14 protein-coding genes are annotated in these 13,582 nt (G+C 61.9%); 7 read left to right on the top strand and 7 right to left on the bottom strand.

The window, feature by feature from the left end; all coding sequences use genetic code 11:
* The first annotated feature begins 56 nt into the window (after window positions 1-56).
* The 3 genes from Pan216_RS16570 (at window position 57) to Pan216_RS16560 (ending at window position 2,918) form a co-directional block, all read left to right on the top strand.
* Window positions 57-1,004 carry a DUF1559 domain-containing protein gene (locus Pan216_RS16570; protein ID WP_145259491.1) on the top strand — a complete coding sequence of 316 codons (948 nt, stop codon included), beginning with the start codon at window positions 57-59 and terminating at the stop codon, window positions 1,002-1,004.
* Window positions 1,005-1,084: 80 nt separating this feature from the next.
* Window positions 1,085-2,032, top strand: coding sequence for a DUF1559 domain-containing protein (locus Pan216_RS16565; RefSeq protein ID WP_145259489.1), 948 nt, complete (start codon window positions 1,085-1,087; stop codon window positions 2,030-2,032).
* Between the two features lie 487 nt (window positions 2,033-2,519).
* Entirely contained in the window at window positions 2,520-2,918 is a 399-nt protein-coding gene (locus Pan216_RS16560; RefSeq protein ID WP_419192623.1) for a carboxypeptidase-like regulatory domain-containing protein, read from the top strand.
* 14 nt (window positions 2,919-2,932) lie between these two features.
* Here Pan216_RS16560 and Pan216_RS16555 read toward each other — a convergent pair whose 3' ends face one another.
* Window positions 2,933-3,310: a hypothetical protein gene (locus Pan216_RS16555; RefSeq protein WP_419192622.1), complete on the bottom strand. Its 378-nt coding sequence runs from the start codon at window positions 3,308-3,310 to the stop codon at window positions 2,933-2,935.
* 202 nt (window positions 3,311-3,512) lie between these two features.
* Here Pan216_RS16555 and Pan216_RS28425 point away from each other — a divergent pair, with 202 nt between their 5' ends.
* Window positions 3,513-3,836 carry a Nif11-like leader peptide family natural product precursor gene (locus Pan216_RS28425; protein WP_419192621.1) on the top strand — a complete coding sequence of 108 codons (324 nt, stop codon included), beginning with the start codon at window positions 3,513-3,515 and terminating at the stop codon, window positions 3,834-3,836.
* Window positions 3,837-3,855: 19 nt separating this feature from the next.
* Here the strand turns inward: Pan216_RS28425 and Pan216_RS16545 are convergent, their stop codons facing one another.
* The 6 genes from Pan216_RS16545 to Pan216_RS16520 all read right to left on the bottom strand — a co-directional run bounded on the left by Pan216_RS16545 (window position 3,856) and on the right by Pan216_RS16520 (window position 9,826).
* A complete protein-coding gene (locus tag Pan216_RS16545; protein WP_145259481.1) occupies window positions 3,856-5,277 on the bottom strand; it encodes a polysaccharide biosynthesis/export family protein in 1,422 nt (473 codons plus the stop codon).
* Entirely contained in the window at window positions 5,274-6,032 is a 759-nt protein-coding gene (locus Pan216_RS16540; RefSeq protein WP_145259479.1) for a hypothetical protein, read from the bottom strand. Before Pan216_RS16540 ends, Pan216_RS16545 begins: the two co-directional genes overlap by 4 nt.
* Before the next feature lie 194 nt (window positions 6,033-6,226).
* On the bottom strand, window positions 6,227-6,715 hold the full coding sequence (locus tag Pan216_RS16535) for a cyclic nucleotide-binding domain-containing protein (protein WP_419192620.1): 489 nt from the start codon (window positions 6,713-6,715) through the stop codon (window positions 6,227-6,229).
* 121 nt (window positions 6,716-6,836) lie between these two features.
* Complete coding sequence (locus Pan216_RS16530) at window positions 6,837-7,115, bottom strand: MoaD/ThiS family protein (RefSeq protein ID WP_145259476.1); 279 nt, start codon at window positions 7,113-7,115, stop codon at window positions 6,837-6,839.
* Window positions 7,116-7,120: 5 nt separating this feature from the next.
* Window positions 7,121-8,176: a WD40/YVTN/BNR-like repeat-containing protein gene (locus tag Pan216_RS16525; RefSeq protein ID WP_145259474.1), complete on the bottom strand. Its 1,056-nt coding sequence runs from the start codon at window positions 8,174-8,176 to the stop codon at window positions 7,121-7,123.
* A 591-nt stretch (window positions 8,177-8,767) separates the two neighbouring features.
* Complete coding sequence (locus tag Pan216_RS16520) at window positions 8,768-9,826, bottom strand: acyl-CoA dehydrogenase family protein (RefSeq protein WP_419192619.1); 1,059 nt, start codon at window positions 9,824-9,826, stop codon at window positions 8,768-8,770.
* 180 nt (window positions 9,827-10,006) lie between these two features.
* Here Pan216_RS16520 and Pan216_RS16515 point away from each other — a divergent pair, with 180 nt between their 5' ends.
* The 3 genes from Pan216_RS16515 to Pan216_RS16505 all read left to right on the top strand — a co-directional run bounded on the left by Pan216_RS16515 (window position 10,007) and on the right by Pan216_RS16505 (window position 13,563).
* Window positions 10,007-11,059, top strand: coding sequence for an SDR family oxidoreductase (locus Pan216_RS16515; RefSeq protein WP_419192618.1), 1,053 nt, complete (start codon window positions 10,007-10,009; stop codon window positions 11,057-11,059).
* A 565-nt stretch (window positions 11,060-11,624) separates the two neighbouring features.
* Window positions 11,625-12,809, top strand: a complete 1,185-nt coding sequence (locus Pan216_RS16510) for an aminotransferase class V-fold PLP-dependent enzyme (RefSeq protein WP_145259472.1) — start codon at window positions 11,625-11,627, stop codon at window positions 12,807-12,809.
* Window positions 12,810-12,822: 13 nt separating this feature from the next.
* A complete protein-coding gene (locus Pan216_RS16505; RefSeq protein WP_145259470.1) occupies window positions 12,823-13,563 on the top strand; it encodes a sulfite exporter TauE/SafE family protein in 741 nt (246 codons plus the stop codon).
* The last annotated feature ends 19 nt before the right edge of the window (window positions 13,564-13,582 follow it).

Genomic DNA, 13,582 nt, shown 5'->3' with positions numbered 1-13,582 from the left:
AGTTCAACTCATTCGATGGTCTGTTTGGACCGTCAACTGTTGTCGAGGAGGTGGAGATGACGCTTCGCAAGAGGCGGCCAAGTGCGTTTACGCTCATCGAGTTGCTTGTGGTGATCGCGATCATCGGGGTTTTAGTCGGACTACTTCTTCCCGCGATCCAGCAAGCGCGAGAGGCGGCACGCCGCGCCCAGTGCGCCAGTCATCTCAAGCAGCTCGGGACGGCGTTGCATAACTACCTCGACTCGACCAATGGTGTTATTCCTCGCGCGGTGAATCACTCGACGGGGCCTTCCTGTTGCTGCGTCACTGACAACGGCGAAGTTGGCCACACGATTCACTCGATGTTGCTTCCCTACATGGATCAGCAGAATCTCTACGATCAGATCAACTTCAACGTTCGCGCCTCGAGCGCGGAGAACACGACGGCGCGGGCGACGAACGTCGACGTCTTCATGTGTCCCAGCGCCATGGTGATCGATGTCAACGGCTACGCTCCACATAACTATCCGGCCGCCGGATCGAGTCACACCTACGGGTTGTGTGGTATCCACGGTTCGCGAACCGGCAGCGGCGTCTTCGCGTCGCGTTGGGGACTTGTCAACGCCGGCGCGTCACCACCAAGCGTGGTCGATGGCCAGATGCGGCTCCGGAATGTCGTCGATGGCTTGAGCAAGACGATCGGGTTCTCGGAGTACGCCAAGGGACTGGAGTACATTCTGCCGAAATACAGCTCGACGCGATCCCGCATGGGTGGGAGTTGGTTCGACCCAACCCTCGCCTATGGCAACATCAGCTTCTCCTCGTCCAACAGATCGACTCCCAACAACCCAGAGGCGACTTACAGCACGGATATCAACTGGGGAACCGTTGGCAGTGCCCACCCAGGGGGAGTGAACGCTCTGCTTCTGGACGGAACCGTAACGTTCATCGGAAATGGGATCGACGGGTCGAGTTGGCAGGCCCTCTGCACGCCTCAAGGCAATGAAATCGTCGAGGGGTATTGATCATCTCAATGGGTTGCAAATTACGACATCGTCATATCGCATGTCGTTGAATCATGTCATTGCGTGACTTGGAGGTGAAGATGACGCTTGGTACGAGACGATCGCGTGCGTTTACGCTCATCGAACTACTCGTGGTGATCGCAATCATCGGGGTCTTGGTTGGGTTGCTTCTTCCCGCGATCCAGCAAGCTCGCGAAGCCGCCCGGCGGGCCCAATGCACGAGCAACCTCAAGCAGATCGGCGTCGCGTTGGCCAACTATCTCGACGCGACCAACGGCGTGATTCCCCGCGGCGTCAATCACGTGTCCGGCGATGACTGCTGCTGCGAAACCGACAATGGAGAATACGCGCACACCGTTCACACGATGTTGCTGCCCTATATTGATCAGACCATTCTCTACGATCAGATCAATTTCACCCACGGTCCGCAGCACGCGAGCAACACGACCGTTCGCAAGGCGACCTTCGCGGCCTTCACCTGTCCCAGTGCCCTGCAGATCGCGGATGGTACCTACGGAGCTCACAACTATCCGGCTTCGTCCTCGAGTCATAGCTACGGCCTCTGTGGGCGACACGGCAACAGTTCGAGCAATGGTCCGTTCGCGTCGCGCTGGGGGCTCCAGTCGGCGACGACGGCGGGAACGACGTGGGACTCGCAGATGAAACTCCGCAACGTCGTCGACGGCATCAGCAAGACGATGGCCTTCTCGGAATTCGCCAAGGGACTGGACTACGTCGTCCCGGTAGCCCACAGGAACACCCGCGGTCGCAGTTGGTTCGATCCCCGGCCCAACTACGGGAACGTCGGCTACTCCACGCACAAGCGAGCGACGCCCAACAGCCCGTACATCACGTACAACACCGCGTCGAGTCAGTCGAACTATGGCACGGTGGGGAGCTATCACCCCGGCGGCGTCAACGGTGTCTTTCTTGACGGCTCGGTGCGATTCATCAGCGACAGTATCGATGGCGATGGCTGGCAAGGGATCAACACGCCTCAAGGCAATGAAATCGTCGAGGGGTACTAGTGGGCTGATCGGTTCACTTCTTGACCAATCGAATCTTGGGTGCCATACCCACGCTCGTCGTGGGCATGCGGGTAACGCCTCTGACTCAGCACCTTCCCGCACGAGTGGGGAACGGGTTTTCGTGAAACGAACTTGCCAATCAGGACACTACGGCTCTATTCCAACTTGAAGTTGGTGTTCGTGCAACCCTAACCCCTTGGCAGCCAGTGAGAACAAGCAACGTCACCGGCAACCCGAAGTTGGACGTTTGACGATACACTAGTCGTTTTTAGCGGGTTCATCCTCTGCTCAAGAACTCTTGGGGGCCATGTCCCCGCCGCGGCGTGAGTCACACTCTACCTGCCCAAGTGAGCGTGAGCAGGGCATGGTAGCCAGAACGGTTTGGCAGGCGCTCGTTGGCCTTCGAAGGGTCGCGAACGCATCTTCGAAGTTTCCTGATCACTTGCGGCATCAGATTCCAACGACGGTCGTCCATGAGGAGGTTCAATTGGAAACGATGAGAGTCGGTCGACGTGTTTCGCTGGCGTTGGTGTGCCTTGCCACCAGCCAATTGATCGGTTGCGGTTCGGAGGTGGCTTCCGCCGCCAAGCCGTACCCCGTTGCCGGATTGGTCACGGTGCAGGGAAAGCCACTCGACAACGCCCACGTCATGTTCGTGAGTCTCGAGGGGACCGAGGCAGGACACATGGGGCAGACGGATCGCGAGGGCAAGTTCGAAATGTCGGCCGTTCCCGAGGGCGAGTATCGCGTCCAGATCGAACGCCAGGCGAACAATGCGATGCCCGATCCGCGCTACGCCCCCTATGGTGCCAAGAGCCCGTTGCGGGCCAAGGTCGGCGAGGGGACGACCAACTTCACGTTCGATCTGGACATCGCCAAGAAATGACGGTCGATTCGTCGTCAATTGGCCGAGTTGGTGCCGTCGGAGAGAGAAGGGCTAGCCGGTGAAGGCTTCGCGGCGAGCCGCTTCTCGTCGCGAGCGGTCGCACCCAAGGCGCCGGCGAGGACCGCTCCCAGCACCAAAAAGAGCATCGCCCAGAACCCCATCTGCCCCATCAGGAAGGCGATGAAGAGGACGAAGGCCCCCAAGCTGTAGTTGAGAATCACTTCTTCCAGTTGATCGAACCGTCGCGGCGACAATTCCACCTCTCCCAGCCAAGCCCGGCAAAGGGGGCCGACCGCCAACGCCACCCCGATCGCGGGGAGGGCCGCGATGCCAAGAATGACCAGGGCGACGGCAAACGCCAACAGCGAAAAGACTATCGTGATCAGGCTCACTCGATCGGCCCTTGCATGGGGTGGGTGTGGTGGCGGCCGTCGACAAATGCCTCGTTGTCGACCAGGACGTTCGCCCACTTCGTCCTTAATCTATCCATTGAAACAGCGTGTTGGCAACGAACCATCGCGATTTCGTATGAGGAGTTGTTGTCGATACTCGACCAGGATGACCAATGGATACGTAGTTGGAAGGAGGAGGCACATGTCGATCGATCAGGTCGCGGCGTTCTTGCGAAGGGTTCGGGAAGAGGACGGACTGCGTTCGCGATATGACTCGATCCCCCCTGATGCCGAGGACTTGCCGAATCAAATCGCTCGTCTCGCCGCCGAGGAGGGCTATTCCTTTACCCCCGACGCTTACGTTTCGTTCCTTCGAACGCAGGCCACGGCCCAACGCGACCACGCGCTACCTTCGAGCAACGAGATTGATGCCATGCTCACCGCGGACTACATCGACGAGGTCAAGGCGGAGATCGAGGCTCAGCGACAGGCCGGCAACCTCGAGGACGACGGCGCCGCCACCTGAGCGAGCGGCGTCCTGTTGATTACGGGGTCGAGACGTTGACCGTGCCCTGGGCGTCCTGGCGATTGACGAAGAAGCCGAGGAAGTCGAGGAAGACGGTCTGGGTCACGTAGCGGGCGACCGCTTCTCCGATCGTTTCCTGCAAGATCAGCACGTCATCGGGCTGGATCAGGATTCGCTCGCGTGGATCGCGCATCGCTCGGTTGAGGTCGACGCGAATCGGGATGTGTGCTCCTCCCTCGGTCTTGCGGAGAATCACCAAGAGACTCGGCGAGGGGCCGCCGATGCGCGGCGCGATCAAGGCTCCATTGAGATTGTCGACATTGAAGCCGCCGTTGACGAGTGGTCCGTTGACGAACGAGACGGCCTGGATGACGTCGAGGTCGAAGTCACGCGGCAACGAGTATTGCCCCGGCGGCAAGAGTCCGCCGGTGTAGAAGACTCCCTCCTCGTTGCGAGCCTCGATGAAGACGACGTCCCCGGTTTCGAGAATCACGTCCTCCGGCGAGAAGGGGGGCGGCGTCCCCGGCACCATCCGCAGTGGAATGCGAATGATGCGAACGCCCATCTGCTCGGCCCAGTAGTCGCAACCCCCAGGCGGAAGTTGCTCCAGTTCGTGCATGATCGCCTTGCCGTTGCCGCCTTTGTTCAAGACACCCTTGAAGACGACGATCTCGTTGAACGCGTCGAGACCCGGCAGACCGCCCGATTGGCCGACGGCGGTCAGGACGTCGTTGTCGTAGGCGGGCAAGTCGATCACGTGGCCCGAGGCGAACTTATTGGAGACCGCGACGGTGCCTTCGGTGCCGACGGTGAAGCCACCGGTCTCCTGCCGAATGACCCAAACGCGGTGAGTTCGGGGCAGCATGAGCGAGACGATGATCCGCTCACGCCCGGGCAACAAGATCTTGTTGTCGACGGTGTAGGCGTTGCGAATCGCGTCCTCGGCCTGGCGAAGGGTCATCCCGCGAACGTCGATCGGATCGATCAGCGGCAAGGAGATGGTCCCATCCTCGCGGACGAGGAAGGGGAATCCCACCGCCGGCGGCTCGTTGCGTCCCGTGAAGGAGAACCGTCCCGGGATGTAGATCGGTGGGTTGGCGTTTCGGTCGCCGAGCACGCCCTCGACCCAGACGCCGATCGTGTCGCCCGGAGCGAGGAGGAACTTGTCGGTCGGTTCTCGACGAAGCCACGTGAGCGGGATTGTTTCGCGGTCGTTCTTCGATTCGCCCAGAAGCTCGTCGGGGACGCGATGGACGGGAACGCCATCGGCGACGGGGTTGGTCAGCGCGGCACAGCCGGCGACCATCAATTGCATGGTTCCCAGCACGAGACCGACGGTCCAACGAAGCAAGTGCTGGCGAGCGCGACGACGGGTGTTGGTCGGCGTGGTGAGCGCGGACGGCGCGGTCGCGACAGGGTGATCGTGGTGGCGAGGACTCACGGGGCCCCTTCCTCGTTCTTCGGCTCGACGGAATTCCGAATCGACATCGAGGGCAACACTTTCGCGTTGTCCAGGAAGCCACTCGCGCTATCCGTTGGTGGCGTCGGTTTGGCAAGTTCGCTGATGGCCGGTGCCGACTCGGACCTGTTGGGGAGAACGAACGTCGCGCCGCTTGGTCCGGGTGTCGATTCCTCGAGGAGTTCGTCGACCCCTTCCAGCGGCAACACTTGCTCCTCCGGCAAGTCGTCCGGGGGCACGGGGTTGTCGGCCGATCCCGGCGCGGGCGGAACGCTGACGCGGTACTGATCGGCGACCCGTCCAAGTTCGGGCACCTGGGTGGGGATCACGACGAAGGAGCGATAGCCGCCGTCGTGCGCCGCTGCCATGCCGTGGTCAAAGCCGGCGAACCAGTCCTCCATCGCTTGGAGGCCCTGCGGCGTTTGGTAGCGATTTCGCCAGTACTTTCGTGGTGGCAACGGACGAGGAACGTCCGGAGATCCGTAGCGTACGAAATCGACGAAGCCTTCCTTGAACCCGTCGGCGTAGTCCACCGAGTAGGTGCAGTCAGGTGACGAGTCGCGAATCTCCGCCCAGACCTTCTTCGCCACCGCGCGATCGCGGCGTTTGGCGAAGTACTCATCGGACTTGCGCTTGTGTTCGTGACAAATATTGCGAAAAGCCGATTTGTAAAGGGCGCAGCCTGTCCCCTGGAGGCATACTCCAGCGATGATGCAAGCCGCCAACATTCGCGCCATGGAGCGCTCCCCAATCGACGTCCGCTCCGATTAGGGGCGGACATCCCCCGACGATTGGTCAATTCAAAGAAGTATGATTTCGAGGCGGCTCATAGAGCAATCGGCGGGATCGTACAAGATCAATTTCAAGCGAGCCTCGATCGGAGGCCGTCGAGGGCCCGACCGCGACCTCCGCGTGGCGTGCGGGGACATCGTCAGCCTGGCCAGTAGGCTCGGGCGATCGCGTACTTCACTTTGCGCATCTCGCCTTCGACGAACTCGCGCATCTCACGCACCGCTTGGCTGTAGCGATCGCAGCCGATCCGGCCGAGGTTGTAGCCAATGCGCAGGGCGACGATGTTGTCCTCGGCGATCTTCCGCTCGTAGGTCTCCCGCGCGAGGAATCCGCTGAGCGTCTCCTCGATCGCCATCACCGTCGCGGAACGGGGATGATGCGTGATGAGCCCGATCTCCCCGACCACGGCGGGGGGCTCGAGCACCGCGACGCGTCGGCCGCTCTCCATGATCGTCTGCAGTACTTCGACGCGCCCCTCCAGGAGGATGTGGAATCCGTCGGGCGCTCCTCCTTCGACGATCAGTGTCTCGCCGGGCTTGTAGCGTTGCCGCGTCAGCCACGACGTCATCTCCGCGATCTGGTCGCGTGAGAGATTCTCGAAGACGGGAACTTCGTGGAACTCGCTCATCGATCGAAACCTTCTTCCGACCCCATTGTTTGGCGCCTCGAGGGTCGGGGGGCGCGTGGGCATCCGCTCGTTTCGCTCGTCGGGTCGATGTTGCTCGAGACGCGAGTCGCGCCCGGAACGCTCATCCGCCCGAGACGGCCTGGTGAATCGTGATGACGTCGCCCGGTGCCACCGGCACGTCAAGACCGGTGAGCCACCGAACGTTTTGATCATTGTGCAGGCAGAGAATGTGCGGACGCAAGTCCCCCGACTCGTCGAAGAGATGGATTTGCAGAGTCGGGCGCCGCGTGACCAGCACCTCGAAGGCCTCCGCGAGCGTCTCCGCTTCGACGGGAACCTCCGACTCCTCGCCGATGGCGATGCTCAAGAGACTAGGCAGTTCAAAGGTGACCGTGGGCATGTTCGTCAGTCCGCGAACGCTTCGACGCAAAGAATACGGGGAAGAGTGCAGGGGAGTGTCCGCCAGGAGTCACCGCCATCGCCGCTGAGGTGAACCGAACCGGACGTGGTTCCGACATAGACGCCGCATGGATCCAGATGGTCGACCGCCAGAGCGCCACGCAGGACACCCGCGTAGCAATGCTCCGACGGCAACCCGTTGGCCAGCGGTTCCCAGGTATCGCCACGGTCGCGGCTTCGGTAAACCCGAAAGTGGCCGTCGGCCGGAAAGCGGTACTCGTCACTCTTGAGCGGAACCGCGAAGAGATGCCGCGTCGTCCGATCCAACGCGATGGGGAAGCCGAATCCGGAGGGAAGCCCCTCCTCGTTGCGTTCCCAGGTATCGCCCGCGTCGCGGGAACGGAACATGCCCAGGTGGTCTTGACGATAGAGCATGTTGCCGTCGTCGGGATCGATCGCGAGCCCGTGAACGCAGAAGCCGACCTCCTTGTGGACTTTGTCCTCGAGGATCACCGGGATTCCGACGTTCTTGGGTCGCCAGGACTCGCCGCCGTCATCGGACCGAAAGACGCCGACCGCGGAGATGCCACACCAGAGGCGTTCGGTGTTGTTGGGGTCTCTAACAATGCTGTGAGCGCATAGGCCGCCGAATCCTGGTTGCCACGCTTCGCGCGTCGGATGGTCGTTGAGGCCGCCGAGCGGTTTCCACGACTTGGCTTCGGCGTCGCCCAAAAAAAGACCGGCCTCGTCGACACCGACGAGTGTGCGCTCTTCCGTCGCATCGATGGTCCAAATCTCCTTGATCGCGCGGCCGGACTCCTTCGAGTAGGACGGACCTCCTTCGATCTGCTTCCAGTTCTTCAGGTCGTCACTCTGGTGAAGGGTCGCGCCATAGACGAAGCTCCCCGTCCCCGCGAGGAACGTTCCTCTCGGCGTGCGCGTGGCCGAAGTCACCTTCCAACCGGGAAAGAGGGGGCCTTCGATCGTCCAATCCTGCCGGGAGTGATCCGAAGTGAGCAGGAATGCGCCCTTGGCGGTCCCGACGAAGACTCGTGCGCTCATGCCGATCCCCATGAATGAATTGCCGCGGCTCTCGATGGGCGGCGTTCATTCTAAGAGAGCGTTCCGACGATGTCGATGATGGGAGTCAGGAGGAACCGAACGCGTCGCCGAAGCCTAGGCTCCGTCTCAAGAGTCGGCTCTGGCTTCGGCTGGCTACGTTGCCGCGGGGCTTTGTCGGTCTGCATCGACGAATCCAACGGATTCGCCTGTTTCGACCTCCTCGTCCCCCACCAACTCGCTGTGCCTCGGGCCGACGATCAACTCTTGAGACGAAGCCTAGTGTCCTGATTGTTTCATTCATTGACTAAGAGACTCTTGGGTGCCATGCCCACGCTCGCCGTGGGCAGTCGGGAAACGCCTGTGATTCGGCAATCCTCCCCACGATCTCAGGGCCGAGATTCCATGAACGAACTTGCCCATCCGGACACTAGCGGTCTGTTGATTTGAGCGGGCCAAGGGGAGAACGAACCATGTTGGCCAAGATCAAGGAGAAGAAACGGAGGCGAGTCTGTCGATTCGTCGAGTTTCCTTGACGCCGAGATTGGTCAAGAGGGGCCGTTCGTCACCGGCATCGAATAGATCAACGGGCTACTAGCGGTCGCCCAACCGGGCGAGCTCGCAGAGATTGGCCTCGGCGACCGGTTTGGGGCAACTCCACACCAGAAAGAACAGGGCTTCGCGGCACCAACGCCCCGTGGCGTGACCGGCGACGAACCCCGTTCCCTTCGCCGCCGAGAGCGAGGCGTGCGCGGCGTTGAGCGCCAGGGTGTTGGAACGAGCCCGTAGCGATTCGGCGTTGTTGGCCCTTCCTTGGGCGATGTCGAGAAGTTCCGACCGCAGGTCTTCGACGTCGGTGGCGAATGCTCGGGCCGCCGCCTCGAGTTCCGCACGATGGCTCGATTCGGCGCGAAGGAAGTTCGTCGCCGCCCGCGCCAGACCAATGGCGAGCGCCGAGGTGAAGAGTCCGCCGGTGCCTCCCTTCTTGCGATGGGTCATCACCTGCTCGATGGGCCCGGCGACGATCTGATCGGCAGTGACGTCAACGTCGTGGTAGTCGACGCGGCCGGTCTTGCTTGCGGAAAGGGCCACGAGTTTCTCGAAGGTCGCCGCTTCCACCCCAGGGGCGTTTCCTGGAATTGCCGCGAGGAACTGTTCGCCGTTGGGCAGGGTCGCCCCGGTGACGATGACATCAGCGTTTGATGCTCCGGTAACCCAGGGGGCGTAGCCGTTGATGCGGTAGCCTCCGGAAGTCGCTTCGGCGCGAAGGACCGGTTCGCGAACATGTTGCCGACTGGTCGTCAGGTGAGAGAAACCGACGGTCGCGAAGAGGCTTCCGTCGGCCAAACCGGGAAGGAGCTCACGCCGAAGGCTCTCATTCTCCGAGTTGGCGATCAGCCCGCAGGCGGTGGAACGCTGCGTCAGAACAAACGCCGTCGTCAGACACGCCGACGCCAGCCGAACGTAGCCATCCAGAATGGAAGCGTCATCCGATCCGACCCCGCCGTCCTCGCTGGACACGAACCAACGGTAGACACCATGCTCGCCCAAAAGCGCGAGCTGCTCGCTCGGCCAATGCCCCGAGAGATCGAGTTCGTTCGCTCGCCGGGCGAGTTGATCGCAAAGGTCATCGAGGGAGGTCGTGGTCGTCAAACGGGGGTACCTTCGAATGCGACGAGGGGCGGTCCGAACGCCTTCTCCAAACTTCCGGGAAGACTCGGCAAGTAGCTTCGGCACGATTCGCCCTATTATAGCGAGATGCTTGGTCGACTCGGAAAGTTCCAGCGAGGCGGGCACCGAGGCCAGCCCGATGTCGGGGGGATGATGATTCGGATGGATTCCGAGGAGAATCGGCGGGATTCCAATGGTGGCGTGGCGATGGCCGGTTCGAGGAGGCTCCTTTCCGATCGTCACCTTCCATTGCTGGTCACGGGAGTGGCCGGAGTTCCGGGGTTCAACGCGCTGCCCTATTTTCGCGACCGTCATCCCGGCCAGGTGGTGGGCATTCGCCGGGCGGCGAACTGGCGGTTGACGGGCACGGGTATCGAGGCGATCGACATTGAGGATCGCGCGGGACTGACCCAACTCTTCGAACGCTATCGTTTTCGCTCAGTTCTCCATTTTGCCGGGAGCTGTGCGCTGAAGGCCTGCGAACTCGACCCCGCGATGGCTCAACGCGTCAACGTCGACGGCACGCGGCATCTCCTCGAGCTTGCCCGGCGATTCGAGAGTCGAGTGGTACAGCTCTCGTGCGATTTGGTCTATTCGGGGACAGGGAAGGGGAGCCACGCCGAGGAGGATCCCCCCGACCCGGTGACCGTCTATGGAAAGACGATGGTCGCCGCGGAGGAATTGGCGCGAACGATCTGCCCGGGTTCGCTCGTGCTCCGCATTTCCCTTCCGATGGGGCCGAGCTTCAACGGGCACGCCGGAGCGATCGACTGGATCGCCTCTCGCTTTCGCAAGTCGCGTCCGGCGACCCTCTACTTCGACGAAGTCCGAACGCCGACGTACACCGATGACATGAACCTCGCCTTTGAGCGTCTTCTGGTTCGAGACGACGCGGGGCTCCTTCACTTCGGAGGCCCCCGGAAACTATCGCTCTACCAGATTGGTCAAATTGTAAACCGAGTGGGTAATTTTGAACCAAATCTTCTCAAGGGATGCCCACGGGCCGACGCGGGGCCGATCCCACCGCGCGCCGGCGACGTCACGCTCGACAGCTCCAAGATCGCTCGCCTTCTCGGTGGCAGCCCCTTTCGTCCGTGGCCCGCGTGCGAGTCGCTGGTTCCCCGCCAACGGGACTGGCATGCGGTCCGTGGAGAGCGGGAGAACAACGAGATCGAACGGCTGCTCTACCGAGCGGGCAGTGCTCTGCGGTCGTGAGATAGCGACTGGAGAAAGGGGCTCCACCTCTTCCTCAACCTGCTGATTTTCATCGAATCCTCATCCACGGTCTGACTCAAAAGATTCAAATGAAGGAAGTCTCGGCGCGCCGATTGCGTCCTCAGTTCTCTGCAAGTGTCAACTTGGGCCGAGGATGACGGTGTTATGGCGACGAGGTTGAGGAGACGGCGTGGATTCCAAACTCCGAACGAAGGCGAGCGCAGTCACGACGTTACAATGCGGTCGCGGCAATCAATCGACGGTCGTGACGAGATGACCCGTCCGGTTGATTCGCGAAAACCACATCTCTTTTTGATCGAATGACGCGATTGAGGAGAGGAGCGATGGGATCGACCGTGGTATCTCGAAACGATCGCGACCGAGTGACGCCGACGAATCACGGCCATCGCCACGCGGAACCTGCTCTGAGTAAGTTCCGCCTCCACCACGCAACATGCGACAACGGATCGGCGTCATCCGCTGATCCAGCAAGCTATTCTTCTAGGGCGATCCCCACGCCCGTAGTTCGACCGTTCACTGACTGGCCGGCCCTCGGGAGCCCTTCATGATCTACTTCAACAACGCGGCCACGACTTGGCCCAAACCTGAATCGGTCTACGACGTCGTCTCCAAGGTCATGCGATCGGTCGAGAGCCCGGGGAGATCGACCTCCCGGGAGAGTCGTCGAGGCGCCTTCGACGTCGAGATCGCCCGGCAACGCGTCGCCTCGTTCCTCGGGATTCCCGATGCGAGTCGACTCGTCCTGACGCCTGGTTGCACCTACTCACTCAATCTCGCCATCCAGGGGCTCCCCTGGAAACGGGGTGATGTGGCTCTTTTGACCGGACTCGAGCATCATGCGGTCTCTCGGCCGATCCGAAAGATGGCTGAGGAACGTGGGATTCGCTTCGTCGTCGTTCCCTACGCTCCCGGAAAGCCGGTCGACCTCGACTTCATTGAAGAGACACTCCGCCATCATCGCTGCCGCTTGGTCGCGTGCACCTGTGCGAGCAACGTCACTGGCGAGCTTCTCCCCTACGGCGCGGTGGCGCAGATCGCGAGAGAGCACGGCGTCACTTCGTTGATCGATGCTTCGCAAGTCGCGGGTGTCCTTCCCGTCGACGTGGCCAAACTCGGGGCGGACATGGTCGCGTTCGCGGGCCACAAGTCCCTCATGGGGCCGATGGGAGTGGGGGGGCTCTATGTCCGGCCGGAACTCCAGCTTCGCACCTTGGTCGAAGGGGGCACGGGCAAGGACTCGGGCAAGCACGCGATGTCGGGTCGCTATCCGGCCAACTTTGAGGTCGGCACCCTCAACTTCCCCTCCATCGCCGGGCTCGCCGAAGGAGTTAAGTGGATCCAGGAAACGGGAATCGACCGCATTCGCCAGCACGAGACCGGACTGACGGGACGATTGCTCGACGGACTCCGCGACATGCCGGGGGTCACGATTCACGGTCCCCAAGAGGCGGAGGCCCGAACCTCGGTGGTGTCAATCACCGTCGAGGGGCACGCCCCGCGCGAGCTCGCCGACTGGCTCGCCTCGGAGCACGATATTGCGACGCGGGCCGGCTATCACTGCGCCCCGCTCGCCCACGAGTCGATTGGGACGCTACCCGGCGAGGGAACTCTCCGGTTCAGCATTGGCTACTTCAACACCGCGGAGGAGGTCGATGATGTGATCGAGTGCCTCGCCGCGGCGACCGGTGTTTCGAGCGTCGTTTCGGAACCTGTCGTCGAGCTCGCGTGATTCGGCGGAGTTGATGATGCTCACCGGCGGTCTCTTGGCCATCCTTCTCGCGAGTCTCATCGGTCTCCTCTTGGGGATCATGGGCAGCGGCGGCGGCGTCCTGACGCTGCCTCTGCTCGTGCATGTCGCGGGGGTCACTCCTCACTCGGCCGTCGCGATGTCGTTGGTCGTCGTCGGCACCGCGGCCCTGGTCGGACTGATCAACGCCGTTTGCCAACGTCGCGTGCGCGGCGAGACCGTCCTGTGGGTCGCCGCCGCGGGAATGGTCGGCACCTACCTCGGCGCTCAACTGACCCAACTCGTCCCTCCGCGCATCATCATGATGGTCTTCGGCATCCTCATGCTCTGTGTCGGGCTTCGCATGATCGGCTCGCGCAAGGCAGTTCCCCAAGCCCAAACTATCTCTCCCTTGGCGTATTTGCTTATCGGGGGAGGCGTCGGACTGCTGACCGGCTTCCTCGGAGTGGGAGGAGGGTTTCTGCTCGTCCCGGCCTTGGTCCTGATTGGTGGACTACGAATGGAGCAAGCCGTCGGGACGTCGCTGGCGGTGATCTGCCTCAACTGCCTGGTTGGTGTCATCGCGCACTCGCGGATCGAAGCGATCGACTGGTCGCTGACTTGGCCGTTCGCAGTCGCCGCCGTGCTCGGTGTGTTGGGCGCCACGCTCATCAACAAGCGCTTCTCCGAACAACTGCTGCGCACCTTTTTCGGCTGGGCGGTCGTCGCGATGGGTCTCTTCGTTCTCGTCGCGTGAACTCTCCCCCATCGACAAC

The organism is Kolteria novifilia, from assembly GCA_007748055.1.
In the GTDB taxonomy this organism is placed as follows: domain Bacteria; phylum Planctomycetota; class Planctomycetia; order Kolteriales; family Kolteriaceae; genus Kolteria; species Kolteria novifilia.
Note: the sequence above shows the minus strand (reverse complement) of the source record. Positions and strands in the feature narration are given on the sequence as shown.

What these genes read in the sequence shown, in the direction of transcription:
- Pan216_RS16570 (WP_145259491.1), top strand. Translation starts at nt 57, where the DNA reads ATGACGCTTCGCAAGAGGCGGCCAAGTGCGTTTACGCTCATCGAGTTG.
- Pan216_RS16565 (WP_145259489.1), top strand. Translation starts at nt 1,085, where the DNA reads ATGACGCTTGGTACGAGACGATCGCGTGCGTTTACGCTCATCGAACTA.
- Pan216_RS28425 (WP_419192621.1), top strand. Translation starts at nt 3,513, where the DNA reads ATGTCGATCGATCAGGTCGCGGCGTTCTTGCGAAGGGTTCGGGAAGAG.
- Pan216_RS16540 (WP_145259479.1), bottom strand. Translation starts at nt 6,032, where the DNA reads ATGGCGCGAATGTTGGCGGCTTGCATCATCGCTGGAGTATGCCTCCAG.
- Pan216_RS16535 (WP_419192620.1), bottom strand. Translation starts at nt 6,715, where the DNA reads ATGAGCGAGTTCCACGAAGTTCCCGTCTTCGAGAATCTCTCACGCGAC.
- Pan216_RS16530 (WP_145259476.1), bottom strand. Translation starts at nt 7,115, where the DNA reads ATGCCCACGGTCACCTTTGAACTGCCTAGTCTCTTGAGCATCGCCATC.
- Pan216_RS16525 (WP_145259474.1), bottom strand. Translation starts at nt 8,176, where the DNA reads ATGAGCGCACGAGTCTTCGTCGGGACCGCCAAGGGCGCATTCCTGCTC.
- Pan216_RS16515 (WP_419192618.1), top strand. Translation starts at nt 10,007, where the DNA reads ATGGATTCCGAGGAGAATCGGCGGGATTCCAATGGTGGCGTGGCGATG.
- Pan216_RS16510 (WP_145259472.1), top strand. Translation starts at nt 11,625, where the DNA reads ATGATCTACTTCAACAACGCGGCCACGACTTGGCCCAAACCTGAATCG.
- Pan216_RS16505 (WP_145259470.1), top strand. Translation starts at nt 12,823, where the DNA reads ATGATGCTCACCGGCGGTCTCTTGGCCATCCTTCTCGCGAGTCTCATC.